Source organism: Pseudomonas sp. P4_D7 (assembly GCF_056401755.1).
The window spans coordinates 44,850-59,489 of record NZ_JBFUIR010000025.1 but is presented as its reverse complement, the minus strand read 5'-3'; the positions used below and the strand labels follow the sequence as shown (position 1 = coordinate 59,489).

Genomic DNA, 14,640 nt, shown 5'->3' with positions numbered 1-14,640 from the left:
AGGGCTTGCCTCTTTTACAGTTACTATGATTATCATATCTACACGATGCCGGGACAAGCCCTGTGCACCGATAATCCCATTGCCGGAGCAAGCAGCCATGTCGAATATCCCCTATCCGCTGGACAGAACCGCCTACCTGTTGGTCGATCCGTACAACGATTTTCTCTCGGAGGGTGGCAAGATTTTCCCTTTGATCAAACCCATGGCCGAGCAGAACGGCCTGCTCGACAACCTGCGCAAACTCGACCGCACGGTGCGCGACCTGAACATTCCGGTGGTCATCGTACCCCATCATCGCTGGGAAAAAGGCGACTACGAAACCTGGGACCACCCGACCCCGACCCAATGCAAAATCATGCACATGCATCATTTTGCCCGGGGCGAATGGGGCGGCGAATGGCACCCGGATTTTGCGCCGAAGGACGGCGACATCGTGGTTCAAGAACACTGGGGTTCCAGTGGTTTCGCCAACACCGACCTGGATTTTCGCCTGAAGCAGCAAGGCATCACCCACGTAATCATCGTCGGCCTGCTGGCCAACACCTGCATCGAAGCCACCGCGCGCTATGCCTCGGAACTGGGCTACCACGTCACCCTGGTCCGCGATGCAACAGCGGCCTTCAAAGCGGAAATGATGCACGCCGCCCACGAACTCAACGGCCCGACATTCGCTCACGTGATTGCCAGCACCGACGAACTGATTGCCAACCTCAAATCCCAAGGTGAATCGAAATGAGCCTGACCGGCCATTTGCTGATCGGCGCGGCGGATGTCGCCGCCACCGAAGGCACGATGAAAGCGCTGAACCCGGCCACCGATCAACGGATAGAACCGGACTTCGCTTTCGGCGGTGCGGCACAGGTTGATCAGGCTGCAACACTCGCCGATGCCGCGTTCGACCACTACAGCCACACCTCGCTGGCCGAGCGTGCCGCGTTTCTCGAGAGCATCGCTGACAACCTCGATGAGGTGCGCAGCGAACTGGCGGCACGCGCGGCACTCGAAACCGGGCTGCCCGAAGCTCAGCTTGAGGGCGAAGCTTTGAGAGCCGCAATCCAGTTCCGCCAGTTCGCCGATGTGGTGCGCCGGGGCCGCTTTCTACAACTGGCGATCGACCCGGCACAACCCCAGCGTCAGCCGCGTCCACGGATGGATCATCGCTTGCAAAAAATCGCCATCGGCCCGGTGGCGATTTTCGGCGCGAGCAACTTCCCGATTTCCTACTCGGTGGCGGGTGGCGATACCGCGTCAGCATTGGCGGCCGGCGCTACCGTGATTCTCAAGGCGCACAACGCCCACCCCGGCGCCTCGGAAATCCAGGCGCGAGCCATTCGTAAAGCCGTGCAGGCGCATGACTTGCCCGAAGGGGTTTTCTCAATGGTGCGTGGCGGCGGCAATGCCATCGGCGAAGCGCTGGTCGATCATCCGTTGATCAAAACCGTGACCTTCACCGGCTCCGAACCGGGTGGCATGGCGCTCTACCGCCGTGCGCAATTGCGCCCCGAGCCGATCCCGGTGTTCACCGAAATGACCAGCGTCAACCCGACCTTCATCCTGCCCGAGGCGCTGGCGGCTCGCGGCGCCGAAATCGGCGACGGCTTTATCGAACGGATGCTGGTCAACGTCGGGCAGGCCTGTTTGTGTCCGTCGATCCTGATCGCCATCCGTGGTGCGGGGTTTGAAGAGCTGCGCAACGCCATGCGCAATCGGGTCAGCGAGGCATCGGCGCGGACAATGCTGACGCCGGGCATTCATGGTGCCTACGTCGAGGGTCTGATTGCGATGGAAGGTACCGGCGCGCAGGTGATAGCGGCAGGCACGCCGGCCGATGCCACATTCGCTGGACGCGCTGTGTTGCTGGAAGTCGAGGGCCACCAATTACTCAGCGAGCCGGCATTGGCTCATGAGGTGTTTGGTCCATCGGCGCTCCTGGTTGCTGTCAACGATGAAGCCGAGCTGCTGGCAGTCGCCCGTTCGTTCAAGGGACAGCTCAGCGCGGCGATTCACCTTGAAGGTGGCGATCTGGGATTGGCGCGGCGCCTGCTGCCGATTCTCGAACGCCGCACTGGACGCATCGTGGTCAACGCCTTCGCGCATCCACAGGAAGTGACCTTTGCTACGGTGCACGGCGGCCCTTTTCCGGCTACATCGGACAGCCGCTTCACTTCCGTGGGCATGACCTCGATCGAGCGCTTCTTACGGCCCGTGGCTTATCAGGGGTTTCCGGATGAGTTGTTGCCAGAGGTGTTGCGCGAGAGTAATCCGCTGAATCTGCCGCGCAGCATCGACGGGCAATAACGGCAACCCAGTGCGCGGCAGACGCGATCATGCATCTGCACGCACCACCCCGCGCTCTTCCAGCAAGCGCACAAACATGCTCAAACTGCGCGATACCGTACCCCGCCGCCATACCAGCCACGTGGTCAGATAGCGAAAATCCGCCGCCAATGGCCAGACGCTGACGGTCGCGCTGCCGGGCATGCTCTGCAGCATTTTGCGCGGCATCAGCGCCAGCCCGGCGCCTGCACTGACGCAGGCGAGCATGCCGTGATAGGACTCCATTTCGAAAATCTTGCCCGGTACGGCGGCGTCGGTGCTGAACCATTTTTCAAAGTGGTGACGGTAGGAACAGTTGGAACGGAAGGCATAAATATTCTCGCCGTTGACATCCGCCGCGCGCTTGACGGGCGCGTGGTTGAGCGGCGCGATGATGACCATTTCTTCCTCGAATGCCGGCACACCTTCCAGCGTCGGATGCAGCACCGGGCCGTCGACAAACGCTGCAGCCAGACGCCCGGACAGCACGCCGTCGATCATCGTGCCCGAGGGGCCGGTGGACAGGTCGAGATCGACCTTGGGGTGCAATTGATTGTACGCCGCGAGCAATTCGGGAATGCGCACCGCCGCCGTGCTTTCCAGTGAGCCTAGCGGAAACGCGCCCTGCGGTTCCTCTCCCGCCACCGTCGCCCGGGCCTCTTGCACCAGGTCGAGAATTCGCCGCGCGTATTCAAGGAAACTCCACCCGGCCGGGGACAAACGCAAACGGCTTTTCTCACGGATAAACAGATCAACCCCGAGATCCTGCTCAAGTTGCTTGATCCGCGTGGTCAGGTTCGACGGCACGCGATGAATCTGCGTGGCGGCGGCGCTGATGCTGCCGTGCTCGGCAACGGCTTTGAAGATTTCCAGCTGCACCAGATCCACAGTCATTCTCCAATCGTGAAAGAAACGATCTTTATTATTCAGTTTCCAGAAAACAAACACCACCCTACTCTAGGCCCATCCGACGAACATGCAGGACGATGCCATGAGCCAGATTTCCAGCCAGACCCACGCCATCTCGATCAACCCCGCCACCGGCGAGCAGATCGGTCACTACGCGTTTGAGTCCGCCACTGCCCTTGACGCTGCGCTGACCCGCGCCGCCTATGGCTTTGGCAAGTGGAAGCGCAAGCCGCTGCAAGATCGCTCGCGCTTGTTGAGCGCCCTGGCCGGTGCGTTGCGTGAAACCAGCGAAGCCATGGCCACGATGATCACCCAGGAAATGGGCAAGCCGATTGCTCAGGCCCGTGGTGAAATCGAGAAATGCGCCAAGCTCTGCGAGTGGTACGCCGAGAATGGCCCGGCCATGCTTGACGCTGAACCGACCCAGGTTGAAGGCGGCAAGGCGCGCATCGAATACCGTCCGCTCGGCCCGATCCTCGCGGTAATGCCGTGGAACTTCCCGATCTGGCAAGTGCTGCGCGGTGCCGTGCCGGCGCTGATCGCCGGCAACACTTACGTGCTCAAACATGCGCCGAACGTGATGGGCAGCGCCTATCTGCTGCGCGACGCCTTCACCCGCGCAGGTTTCGCCGATGGCGTGTTTGAAGTGATCAACGTCACCCCGGAAGGCGTTTCCACTGCCATCGCCGACTCGCGTATCGCCGCCGTGACCCTGACCGGCAGCGTGCGTGCCGGCATGGCCATCGGCGCTCAGGCCGGTGCCGCGCTGAAGAAATGCGTGCTGGAACTCGGCGGTTCCGATCCGTTTATCGTGCTCAACGACGCCGATCTGGATGAAGCCGTGCAAGCCGCTGTGATCGGTCGCTATCAGAACTCCGGTCAGGTCTGCGCAGCGGCCAAACGATTGATCATCGAAGCAGGCGTGGTTGAAGAGTTCACCCGCAAGTTCGTCGAGGCCACGCGCAAGTTGAAGGTCGGTGATCCGCTGTCTGCCGAGACCTACATCGGCCCGATGGCACGTTTCGACCTGCGTGATGAACTCGACCAGCAAGTGCGCGACACCCTTGAAGAAGGCGCAACGCTGTTGCTCGGCGGCGGCAAGTCTGAAGGACCGGGCAACTACTACGAGCCGACCGTGCTGGCCGATGTCACCGACCGCATGACTTCGTTCAAACAGGAACTGTTCGGCCCGGTCGCCTCGATCATCACCGCTCGCGATTGCGCGCATGCCGTGGCCTTGGCCAACGACAGCGAATTCGGCCTGACCGCAACCATTTACACCGCCAACGTCGCACTGGCCCAGCAACTGACCAGCGAACTGGACACCGGCGGCGTGTTCATCAACGGCTACTCCGCCAGCGATCCGCGCGTGACCTTTGGCGGTGTAAAGAAGAGTGGTTTCGGCCGTGAGCTCTCGCACTTCGGCGTGCGCGAGTTCTGCAATGCGCAGACGGTGTGGCTGGATCGCAAATAATCCAGAGACCGGAAACCCCTGTAGCGAGCCTGCTCGCGATGAGGCCGGCCCAGTCAACATCTCCATTGTCTGACTCACCGCTTTCGCGAGCAGGTTCGCTCCCACATTGGGTTTATGCAGCAGCCTGTTGTGGCTCGGCGACACTGCGATCCTTGCTCAACAATCCCAGCACCACCGCCGCCGATGCGAGGGTGATCACCGTCAGGATGTGCAGCAGATACTGAAACGCCGCCGCATAACCTTGCACCAAACGTTCATTGGCCAGACCTGGCACGGTGTTGATCGCATGCGCCATATCGCCGGTGGTCACCCGGTGCGCGTTCTCGGCGATCAGCGACGCCTCGGCACCCGCCACCACGTGCACGGCACTGGCAGACTGGTGCCCGTACTATCCGGGTCTGCACTTGTACTACCCGAGCCGCCGTCATGTGCCGGCAGTGCTGAAGGCGTTTATCGACTTCGTGCGCAACCGGCGTTAGGCGTTTACAGATACTTCAACCAGGCAATGTCGCGGCGCCGCGCCTTCAACGCCGAAAACCAACGCACGGCCGGGAACAGTGCAATCGCCAGAATGACTGCGGCCAGCCAGATTGCCGAGACGGACGAAAAACCGAAATAGCTACCCTGATTCAGCCCGAACAAAGCCACGCCAATCAGGTACAAAACCTTCAACGCGTACAGATGCAGCAGATAGAAAAACATCGGCGCCGAACCGAACACAGTCAGCCAGCGAATCCAGCGACGATCCTGTACACGCTCGAAGGCCAGCAGCAGCAACAGCCCGACGCTCACGGTCAGCGCGATAAACAACAATGACGGCGGGTACTTGGTGATGTTGAAAAAACTCATCAGGGTTTGCACCGACGTGTCACCCACGGCCCATGGTTTTTCGCCATAGCCGTTGATCAGCCGCAGCCCGACAAAACCCAGCAGTCCGGCGCTACCCGCGATCAGCAGGTGGCGCTGACGCAAACCTGCTTCAACGCCACGAGCAAACCACGGCCCGAGCGCATAACCCAGACCGATCACACCGATCCACGGCAGTAACGGATAGGAGGTGCGCAGGCGCAGATTTTCACTGACTTCGATCCAGCCACGATCATGCAAAATCGCCCACGGCACATGCAGCGCCGACTCCACCGGGAAATGCACCGCGTCGAGCAGGTTGTGTCCGGCGATGATCATCAGGCTCAACGCCAGCAACAACCAGCGCGGCAGCCACACCAGCAATGACAAGGCGATCATGCTCAAACCGATCGCCCAGATCACTTGCAGATAAATCACACTCGGTGGCAGTTGGAAGGTCCACGCGAAGTTCACCAGCGTGAACTCCAGCACCACCAGAAACAGACCGCGTTTGAACAGAAACGCACTGACATCGGCCTTGCCTGCGTACTTTTCGCCGAACAACCACGCCGACAATCCCGTCAGCAGCACGAACACTGGCGCACACAGATGCGCCAGCGTGCGACTGAAAAACAACGCCGGTTCAGTGCTGGCAATGTCCATCGGGTCGGCGACCTGGCGGTGCAGCAAAAAAGTTTCGCGCACGTGGTCCAGCAGCATGAACAGAATGACCAGGCCTCTGAGGGCGTCAATGGACAGCAGCCGGCCAGTGGGCGAGGCAGAATGGGGGAGCGCAATTGTCATGAGCGTTTCGCAATCGAAGGGTTAACAGCGGGCGCCGACAAGGACGGCCCTGAAAATTTTTCGTTACCTTATAACACTAAAAAGCAAAATCCAAAGCCCAATCGATAGCAATTCTCAGAAAACCGCAGCCGATCACACCGTCCAGGTTGCCCAATAGCCTCAGGCTTCTATAGTGATCAGGTCCCCCTGCCCTTGCGGCCTGTTGTCGAGCGTTGTCCATGGTCAACACCGAACACCTGATCATTTGCGAGCACTGCGACTGCGTGTACGAAAAAGCCGTGCTGGCCAAACACCAGAAAACCTCGTGCGTGCGTTGTGGCGGCGTGCTCCAGCGCTTCAACGGTTTGACCGTCGAACAGCGCCTGGCCCTGACCTTCACGGCGGCGATGCTGTGGCTGTTTGCCAATTTCTATCCGGTGATGAGCATCAGCCTCAAAGGCCTGAAAAACAGTGCGACGCTGTGGGATTCTGTGCTGGCGCTGAGTCAGGGGCCGATCACCTTCATAGCGATGGTCGCGGCAATTTCGATCATTATTGCCCCGGCATTTCAACTGGTCCTGCTGACCTGGGTGCTTAGCTTCGCGCTGTCATCGCGACGCGCACCGGGGTTCAAGTTGTGCATGCGCTGGCTGGAAACCCTGCGGCCGTGGAGCATGCTCGAAGTGTGCCTGCTGGGGGCGATGGTCGCGGTGTTCAAACTGGCGGGATTGCTCGACGTGTTGCCCGGCATCGGCCTGTTCGCATTGGCCGTGCTGAGTTTGATGATGATCAGGATTGCCGGCCGCGATATCCGCGACCTATGGGATATTCCATGAACCGACCCGCGACTGCCAGCGAACTCAACCTGTGCCTGTGCCACAGCTGTGGCCTGGCTTGCGACATGACCGACGAGCCGCATGAATGCCCGCGCTGCGATGCGCCGCTGCACCGGCGCAAGACCAATTCACTGGCGCGCACCTGGGCCTACATGCTCGCGGCGCTGGCGTTTTACGTGCCGGCCAATCTGCTGCCGGTGATGAACACCACCATGCTTGGCAGCGGGTCTGACAGCACGATCATGAGCGGCGTGCTGGAGTTCTGGCAGCATGGCGCGTGGGACATCGCACTGATCATCTTCATCGCCAGTATCGCCGTGCCGGGCGTCAAGTTCGTCGCCCTGTCGCTGTTGTTGATCACTGTGCAACGCGACAGTAGCTGGGCACGCCGGGAGCGCTCGAAAATGTTCCGCTTCGTCGAGCTGATCGGCTACTGGTCAATGCTCGATGTGCTGGTGGTCGCACTGGTCGCAGCGTTGGTGAAGTTCCAGACACTGGGCGATATCGAACCGCGACCGGGCATCCTGTTCTTCGGCATGGTCGTGGTGCTGACCATGCTTTCGGCAATGAGCTTCGACCCTCGGCTGATCTGGGACAACGCTCCAGACGATGAACCACTCAGCGACGCAGAGCCGTCAGCAACACCTGCAACGGATGGCGCAGTGCCTGATCCGACTGGCGCTTGACCTGACTGCGGCAGGAATACCCCGTGGCCAACGCTTCGCCCTGCTCTGCCGGAGCCGCCACCTGACGGGCCCACGACTGCTCGTAGATCACCGCTGAGGTTTCGCGGTTGCGCGCTTCGTGGCCGTAGGTCCCGGACATGCCGCAGCAACCGGTGGCTTGCGTGGCCAGTTTTAACCCTGCGCGCTCGAACACCTGTTCCCACTGCCGAGTCGCGGCCGGGGCGTTGGTTTTCTCGGTGCAATGGGCGAGCAGTCGGAACGAGGCGGTTTTATCCTGCGGCGCCTGCTCTGGCATCACCTTGAGCAACCATTCCTGCACCAGTGCCACCTCCGGGCATTGCTGCATTCCCGGGACTTTCAGGTATTCCTGGCGATACACCAGCGTCATCGCCGGATCGAGGCCCAGCAACGGCACACCGATGTCCGCCAAATCACGCAACTGCCGAGCGTTGCTCAACGCCGCGCGGTTGAACGCCGAGAGGAAGCCTTGCACATGCAATGGCTTGCCGTTGGCGCTGAACGGCGCGAGATACACCTGATAACCCAGACGCGAAATCAGCTCGACCAGATCGGCCAACAGCGGCGCTTCGAAGTAGCGCGTGAAGGCATCCTGCACGATGACCACACTGCGTTCGCGTTGCGCTGGAGTCAGCGCCGCCAAGGTCGACACCGTCGCTGGCTGCACTTGCCAACGGCGCATCGCCGCGTGGAAATCGAAGCGACTGAGCAACGGCACATCGATCATGCCGCCGACGCGTTCCAGCAGCCCGCGAACCCATGCAGCGCCCATCAACCCGTTATACAGCGCCGGAATCCGCGCCATGTACGGGATGCTATATTCCAGCGAGGCGATCAGGTAATCCCGCGCCGGGCGCAGATAACGGCTGTGATACAGCTCGAGAAAGCGCGAACGAAACTCCGGCACGTTGACCTTGACCGGGCACTGCCCCGCGCAGGACTTGCACGCCAGGCAACCGGCCATGGCGTCGTAGACTTCGTGGGAGAAGTCTTCGGCCTGCGCACGACTGTTGCGCCAGCGCTGCCACAACGTGCTGAAAAACGCCGGCTTGCGAATCGCCTCGGACAACACATCGACACCCGCCTCGCCCTGCAAACGCAGCCACTCGCGGATCAACGAGGCACGGCCCTTGGGCGACTGAGCGCGCTCGCGGGTGGCTTTCCACGACGGGCACATGGCGTCGTCGGGGTCAAAGTTGTAGCAGGCGCCGTTGCCATTGCAGTGCATGGCCGCGCCGTAGCTCTGCCAGACCTTTTCGTCGATCTGTCGATCGAGTTCACCGCGCAAAGTGACTTCGTCGATTTTCAGCAGCGCTGCGCCAGTGTTGGCCGGGGTGGCGATTTTGCCGGGGTTGAACTGATTGAACGGGTCGAACGCGGCTTTCAAGGCTTGCAGCGCCGGGTACAGTTCACCGAAGAAGGCCGGCGCATATTCCGAGCGCAAGCCTTTGCCGTGCTCGCCCCACAGAAGGCCACCGTAACGCTGGGTCAGCGCGGCGACACCATCGGACACCGGACGCACCAGCGCCGCTTGCTGCGGATCTTTCATGTCGAGGATCGGCCGCACGTGCAGCACGCCTGCATCGACGTGACCGAACATGCCGTATTGCAAACCGTGGCTGTCGAGCAGGTCGCGCAATTCAGCGATGTACTCGGCCAAGTGCTGCGGCGGTACCGCGGTGTCTTCCACAAACGGCTGCGGCCGCGCTTCACCGGCAACGTTGCCGAGCAGGCCTACCGCGCGTTTGCGCATGCCGTAGACCTTGTTTACCGCAGCGTGCCCGACCGCCAGCGTGTGGCCCAAACGCTCGACTGTGCGGTCGCTGCTCAAGTGCTCGACGAACGCCTCGACCCGACCTCGCAGCTCTTCAGGATCGTCGCCGCAGAACTCCACCAGGTTGATGCCCAGGGTCGGCCGCTCGGCGCTTTCCGGGAAATACTCGGCGACGCCGTGCCAGACGATGTCCTGCATCGCCAGCAGCAAGACTTTCGAGTCAACGGTTTCGATCGACAACGGTTTGAGCGCCATCAAGGCGCGGGCGTCGCGCAGTGCGTCCATGAACCCGGCGTAGCGGATATTCACCAACATTGTGTGCTTGGGGATCGGCAAGACATTCAGCCGCGCTTCGACGACAAATCCCAGCGAGCCTTCGGCACCGCAGAGCACGCTGTTGAGGTTGAAACGGTTGTCCGCCTCACGCAGGTGCGCCAGGTCATAACCGGTCAGGCAACGGTTGAGATCGGGGAAACGCTGTTTGATCAGCTCGCCCTGCTCATCAATGATTTGCCGCGCACAGCGGTAGACTTCACCGACGCGATCTTCGCGGGCGCACTGGGCTTCGAGTTCGCTTTCCTCAAGAGGCAGACCGTGAAGACGCTCACCGCCACGCAAGATCATGTCGAGTTCGAGCACATGGTCGCGCGTCTTGCCATAGGTGCAACTGCCCTGACCACTGGCATCGGTGTTGATCATGCCGCCGACGGTGGCGCGGTTGGAGGTCGACAATTCCGGGGCGAAAAACAGCCCGGCGGATTTCAGCGCGGCGTTGAGCTGATCCTTGACCACTCCGGCCTGCACTCGCACCCAGCGCTGCTCGACGTTGATTTCCAGAATGCGGTTCATGTGCCGCGACAGGTCGACGACAATACCGTCCGTCAGCGATTGGCCGTTGGTGCCGGTGCCGCCACCGCGCGGGGTGATCACCACTTGTTGATAGGCCGGTTCGGCGATCAGCCGCGCCACTCGTGCCACGTCATCAGCGTCCAGCGGAAACACCGCCGCTTGCGGCAGGCGCTGATAGATCGAGTTGTCAGTCGCCAGCACGACACGGCTGGCGTAATCGGCGCTGATTTCACCGCGAAAGCCGCTGGCTTTCAGGGCTTTGAGGAACTGCTGGTAATCGCTGGTCAGGGCTTTGGCGGGGGACAGCTGGGCAATCATCGGTCAGGTTATCTCGGTCAAATCGGGCCGCGTGGCGGTGAACAGTTGTACGCAACGAATGATTGCGTCAGGCTCCGCCATCTCATGGTGTCCATGTTCATTGCTGGCGAACGCCGGGACAACCGTAAATTCGACCCGCTATTGATGACTTTTACGAATGAATCCGCGCACACTCACGCCTTCCATGTCGTTATTGCTGGCTTTCGAGGCCGCCGCACGCCACGAAAGCTACACCCGCGCTGCTCATGAACTGTCGCTGACGCAGAGTGCGGTCAGCCGTCAGGTGCAGATTCTCGAGAAAATGCTCGGCATGCGCCTGTTCACGCGCGAAGGCCGGCAAGTGGTGCTGACCGATGTCGGACGCATGTATCAGCGCGAACTTGCTGAAGCGCTTGGGCAGATTCGCAGCGCGACGTTGCAGGCCATGGCGTTTGGTTCGGGCATTCACAGCTTGCGCCTGGCAACGCTGCCGACTTTCGGTTCGAAGTGGCTATTGCCGCGACTCAAGGATTTCTACACCGCGCACCCGGGTATGACCGTGCATTTGCATTCGCGGATCGAAGCGATTGATTTCGATACCAGCGAAATCGATGCGGCAATCTGTGTCGGCGGTGGTGACTGGCCGGGGCTGGCCGCCCTGCCCCTGCACACGGAAGAATTGGTGGTGATTGCCAGTGCGCAGCTGTCCGACGCCGAACGCGACGACGCCGAACAACACATCGCCGGGCAACTGCTGCTCAATGTCAGCAGCAATGCCCAGGCGTGGGCGGAGTGGTTCAGCCATCAAGGTCTGCCGCACCGCAGCATGCGTATCGGGCCGAGCTTTGAAATGACTTCGCACTTGATTCAGGCAGTGCGGGCCAATATTGGTGTGGGGTTGGTGCCGCGGATTCTGGTTGAGGATGAGTTGTTGAAGGGTGAACTGCTGCAGCTGGGTGAGGCGATTACCAGTCGGCGCAGCTATTACCTGGTGTATCCGCCGCGCAATGAGAATTTACCGTCGCTGAAAGCGTTTCGGGATTGGCTGGTGCATACACTCTGAAGGAATGAGTCGCCCCCTTCGCGAGCAAGCTCGCTCCCACAAAGGATTTGTGAACGCCACAGATCAAATGTGGGAGCGAGCTTGCTCGCGAAGAGGCCAGCGAGCACGACATCAAAATCTCGGCTTGACCGCCTTCCAGTCCGGCTTGTAGCGCTGCATCTGCCGCACATCATCGCGCTGACGAATCCCGCACGTCAGGTACTGATCATGCAGCTTGCCCAACTGATCCCGGTCCAGCTCCAGCCCAAGCCCCGGCGCGCGGGTGATCTTCACGCAACCATCGACAATCGGCAGTTTGCCACCCTTGATCACCTCCTCATCCGGCTCCTGCCACGGGTAATGGGTGTCGCAGGCGTAATCCAGATTCGGCACCGCCGCCGCGACATGCGCCATCGCCATCAGGCTGATACCCAGGTGTGAATTGGAATGCATCGACACACCGAGACCGAACACATCGCACATCTTCGCCAGCGTCTGCGTGTCGCGCAGGCCACCCCAGTAATGGTGATCGGCAAGCACGATCTGCACACTGTTCTGCGCAACGCTGCGACGGAACTCGTCGAAATCGGTGACCACCATATTGGTCGCCAGCGGCAGACCAGTACGCTTGTGCAGTTCGGCCATGCCGTCGAGGCCCGGGGTCGGGTCTTCGTAATACTGCAAATCATCGCCGAGCAACTCGGCCATGCGAATCGAGGTTTCCAGCGACCAGTTGCCGTTCGGATCGATGCGCAACGGGTAACCGGGAAAAGCCTTTTTCAACGCTTTGATGCACGCCACCTCATGCTCCGGCGGCAAGGTGCCGGCCTTGAGCTTGATGCTCTTGAAACCGTACGCCTCGATCATCCGCGCGGCTTGGGCGACGATCTGCTGCTCGCTGAGCGCCTCGCCCCAATTGTCCGGTTTGTACGGCGAATCAACATGCTGCGCATACTTGAAGAACAGGTAGGCGCTGAACGGCACTTCATCGCGAATGGCACCGCCGAGCAGATCCACCAGCGGCACATTGAGGTAATGCGCCTGCAAATCGAGGAACGCCACTTCGAACGCCGAATAGGCATTGCTCACTGCTTTACTGGCGTGGGAACCGGGCGCCAGTTCGGCACCAGCAATGCTTGCAGGTTTGTTCGCGGCAACGGTGGCCTGCACGATCGCGCGCAACTGGTTGAGGTTGAACGGGTCGAGGCCGATCAGTTGCCCCTGCAACTGCTGCTGGATCGCCAGCGCCGGGGCATCGCCATAGCTTTCGCCGAGGCCGATGTAGCCGTTATCGCTTTCGATCTCGATGATCGAACGCAGGGCAAACGGTTCGTGGATGCCGCTGGCGTTGAGCAGCGGCGGATCACGAAAGGCAATCGGGGTCACGGTGACACGGGTGATTTTCAAGATAACGCTCCTGACAGATCAACAATCAATTCAATGGCTCGCGGCCGGTCTGGCCGTCGCGACAACGGCGGTCTCGTCATGGGGCTTTGCCGGAGTTTTACCCTTGGCACCCGGGGCCGTGCGAGCAAAGAAGATCACCACCGCAGCGACCAGTGACGTCGCCGCCAGGCCATAAAGACCGCCCTCGATGGAGCCGGTGGTTTCTTCGAGGATGCCGAACGCCGTCGGTGCAACGAAGCCGCCGAGGTTGCCGATGGAGTTGATCAACGCGATCACTGCAGCGGCAATGCGCGCATCCAGATAGCTTTGCGGAATCGGCCAGAACAACGCCGACGCAGCCTTGAAGCCGATGGCGGCGAAACAGATGGCAACGAAGGCGAAGATCGGCCCGCCAGTGGTCGACATGAACATGCCGATCGCCGCGATCACCAGTGTCAGCGCGACCCAGGCCTGCTGGAATTTCCACTTGCCGGCCATCGCCGCGAAACCATACATAGCAACAATCGAAATGATCCACGGAATCGAATTGAGCAGGCCGACCTGGAAGTCACCGAGGTTGCCCATCTTCTTGATCATGCTCGGCAGCCAGAACGTCGCGCCGTAAATGGTCAGGGCAATGGAGAAGTAGATGAAACAGAACAGCGCAATCTGCCGATCCGCCAACAGCTTGAACATCGACGGTTTGGCCACTTGCACCGCCTCACGAGCACGCTGCTCCTCGGCAATCGCCGCCACCAGCGCTTCGCGTTCCTCTTCGCTCAGCCACTTGGCCTGACGCGGATGCGATTGCACCCAGAACCAGACAAATGCGCAGAGCACCACCGATGCGGCACCCTCGATCAGGAACATCCACTGCCAGCCATGCAAACCCAGGCCACTGATATGCAGCAACGCACCGGACACCGGGCCGGAGATCACCGAAGCAATCGCCGAACCGCTGAGAAACACCGCCATGGTCTTGCCGCGCTCGGAGGCTGGCAGCCATTGGGTGAAGTAATAAATGATCCCCGGAAAGAACCCTGCTTCGGCCGCGCCGAGAATAAAGCGCAGCACATAGAAACTGGTTTCACCTCTAACGAACGCCATGGCCATGGCGGCCGCGCCCCAGGTGAACATGATCCGCGTCAGCCAGACCCGTGCGCCGTAACGTTGCAGGAGCATGTTGGACGGCACTTCGAACAGCGCGTAGCCAACAAAGAACAAACCGGCACCGAGGCCGTAAGCCGCCGCACCGATGCCGAGGTCGGTTTCCATGTGGCTGCGCACGAAACCGATGTTGACCCGATCGATGTAGTTGACGATGAACATCACCACGAACAGCGGCAGCACGTGGCGCTTGACCTTGGCGGCGGCACGGGCAAGCACCGTGACGTCCAGCGGACTCTGGAGGGTTTTCAAGGGGC

The 14,640-nt window shown here is 60.8% G+C and carries 12 protein-coding genes and 1 pseudogene; 7 read left to right on the top strand and 6 right to left on the bottom strand.

Translation table 11 applies throughout. The annotated features are described in order from the left end of the window. Nucleotides 1–97 precede the first annotated feature (97 nt). Nucleotides 98–736, top strand: coding sequence for a cysteine hydrolase family protein (locus AC1DVF_RS17280; RefSeq protein ID WP_093437504.1), 639 nt, complete (start codon nucleotides 98–100; stop codon nucleotides 734–736). Next, a complete protein-coding gene (locus tag AC1DVF_RS17275; RefSeq protein WP_477782840.1) occupies nucleotides 733–2,298 on the top strand; it encodes an aldehyde dehydrogenase (NADP(+)) in 1,566 nt (521 codons plus the stop codon). Before AC1DVF_RS17280 ends, AC1DVF_RS17275 begins: the two co-directional genes overlap by 4 nt. A 27-nt stretch (nucleotides 2,299–2,325) precedes the next feature. Here AC1DVF_RS17275 and ptrR read toward each other — a convergent pair whose 3' ends face one another. Next, entirely contained in the window at nucleotides 2,326–3,204 is an 879-nt protein-coding gene (gene ptrR / locus AC1DVF_RS17270) for a putrescine utilization regulator PtrR (protein ID WP_093437993.1), read from the bottom strand. A gap of 103 nt (nucleotides 3,205–3,307) precedes the next feature. Here ptrR and AC1DVF_RS17265 point away from each other — a divergent pair, with 103 nt between their 5' ends. Further along, a complete protein-coding gene (locus tag AC1DVF_RS17265) occupies nucleotides 3,308–4,699 on the top strand; it encodes an aldehyde dehydrogenase family protein (protein WP_320337052.1) in 1,392 nt (463 codons plus the stop codon). 112 nt (nucleotides 4,700–4,811) lie between these two features. On the opposite strand, the gene AC1DVF_RS17260 is transcribed toward AC1DVF_RS17265, so the two are convergent. Then, nucleotides 4,812–5,009: a hypothetical protein gene (locus AC1DVF_RS17260; protein ID WP_460090578.1), complete on the bottom strand. Its 198-nt coding sequence runs from the start codon at nucleotides 5,007–5,009 to the stop codon at nucleotides 4,812–4,814. A 58-nt stretch (nucleotides 5,010–5,067) separates the two neighbouring features. Here AC1DVF_RS17260 and AC1DVF_RS17255 point away from each other — a divergent pair. Then, a pseudogene (locus AC1DVF_RS17255) lies at nucleotides 5,068–5,178 on the top strand (LysR family transcriptional regulator); the annotation flags it as partial. Nucleotides 5,179–5,182: 4 nt separating this feature from the next. Here the strand turns inward: AC1DVF_RS17255 and AC1DVF_RS17250 are convergent. Continuing rightward, nucleotides 5,183–6,349 (bottom strand): acetyltransferase domain-containing protein, encoded by a 1,167-nt coding sequence (locus AC1DVF_RS17250; RefSeq protein WP_477782839.1) that lies wholly within the window; start codon nucleotides 6,347–6,349, stop codon nucleotides 5,183–5,185. Between the two features lie 218 nt (nucleotides 6,350–6,567). Here AC1DVF_RS17250 and AC1DVF_RS17245 point away from each other — a divergent pair, with 218 nt between their 5' ends. Together AC1DVF_RS17245 and AC1DVF_RS17240 are read left to right on the top strand one after the other, a co-directional pair. Further along, a complete protein-coding gene (locus tag AC1DVF_RS17245) occupies nucleotides 6,568–7,164 on the top strand; it encodes a paraquat-inducible protein A (protein ID WP_093437478.1) in 597 nt (198 codons plus the stop codon). After that, nucleotides 7,161–7,850, top strand: coding sequence for a paraquat-inducible protein A (locus AC1DVF_RS17240; RefSeq protein WP_476333898.1), 690 nt, complete (start codon nucleotides 7,161–7,163; stop codon nucleotides 7,848–7,850). The genes AC1DVF_RS17245 and AC1DVF_RS17240 overlap by 4 nt, the downstream gene beginning before the upstream one ends. Here AC1DVF_RS17240 and ydiJ read toward each other — a convergent pair. Next, the gene (gene ydiJ / locus AC1DVF_RS17235; protein ID WP_477782838.1) at nucleotides 7,783–10,809 is read right to left on the bottom strand and encodes a D-2-hydroxyglutarate dehydrogenase YdiJ; all 3,027 of its coding nucleotides are present in this window, start codon (nucleotides 10,807–10,809) and stop codon (nucleotides 7,783–7,785) included. The genes AC1DVF_RS17240 and ydiJ overlap by 68 nt on opposite strands. Nucleotides 10,810–10,966: 157 nt before the next feature. Here ydiJ and AC1DVF_RS17230 point away from each other — a divergent pair, with 157 nt between their 5' ends. Continuing rightward, nucleotides 10,967–11,851, top strand: a complete 885-nt coding sequence (locus tag AC1DVF_RS17230) for a LysR substrate-binding domain-containing protein (RefSeq protein ID WP_477782837.1) — start codon at nucleotides 10,967–10,969, stop codon at nucleotides 11,849–11,851. 111 nt (nucleotides 11,852–11,962) lie between these two features. Here the strand turns inward: AC1DVF_RS17230 and AC1DVF_RS17225 are convergent, their stop codons facing one another. Both AC1DVF_RS17225 and AC1DVF_RS17220 read right to left on the bottom strand, forming a co-directional pair. Beyond that, a complete protein-coding gene (locus AC1DVF_RS17225; RefSeq protein WP_460128127.1) occupies nucleotides 11,963–13,237 on the bottom strand; it encodes a glucarate dehydratase family protein in 1,275 nt (424 codons plus the stop codon). Between the two features lie 30 nt (nucleotides 13,238–13,267). After that, nucleotides 13,268–14,635 carry an MFS transporter gene (locus AC1DVF_RS17220; protein WP_460090574.1) on the bottom strand — a complete coding sequence of 456 codons (1,368 nt, stop codon included), beginning with the start codon at nucleotides 14,633–14,635 and terminating at the stop codon, nucleotides 13,268–13,270. Between the last annotated feature and the right edge of the window lie 5 nt (nucleotides 14,636–14,640).

Excerpts from the sequence above, each read along its gene's own strand:
- ydiJ (WP_477782838.1), bottom strand. The coding sequence starts at position 10,809 with ATGATTGCCCAGCTGTCCCCCGCCAAAGCCCTGACCAGCGATTACCAG.
- AC1DVF_RS17275 (WP_477782840.1), top strand. The coding sequence starts at position 733 with ATGAGCCTGACCGGCCATTTGCTGATCGGCGCGGCGGATGTCGCCGCC.
- AC1DVF_RS17240 (WP_476333898.1), top strand. The coding sequence starts at position 7,161 with ATGAACCGACCCGCGACTGCCAGCGAACTCAACCTGTGCCTGTGCCAC.
- AC1DVF_RS17250 (WP_477782839.1), bottom strand. The coding sequence starts at position 6,349 with ATGACAATTGCGCTCCCCCATTCTGCCTCGCCCACTGGCCGGCTGCTG.
- AC1DVF_RS17265 (WP_320337052.1), top strand. The coding sequence starts at position 3,308 with ATGAGCCAGATTTCCAGCCAGACCCACGCCATCTCGATCAACCCCGCC.
- AC1DVF_RS17230 (WP_477782837.1), top strand. The coding sequence starts at position 10,967 with ATGAATCCGCGCACACTCACGCCTTCCATGTCGTTATTGCTGGCTTTC.
- AC1DVF_RS17280 (WP_093437504.1), top strand. The coding sequence starts at position 98 with ATGTCGAATATCCCCTATCCGCTGGACAGAACCGCCTACCTGTTGGTC.
- AC1DVF_RS17245 (WP_093437478.1), top strand. The coding sequence starts at position 6,568 with ATGGTCAACACCGAACACCTGATCATTTGCGAGCACTGCGACTGCGTG.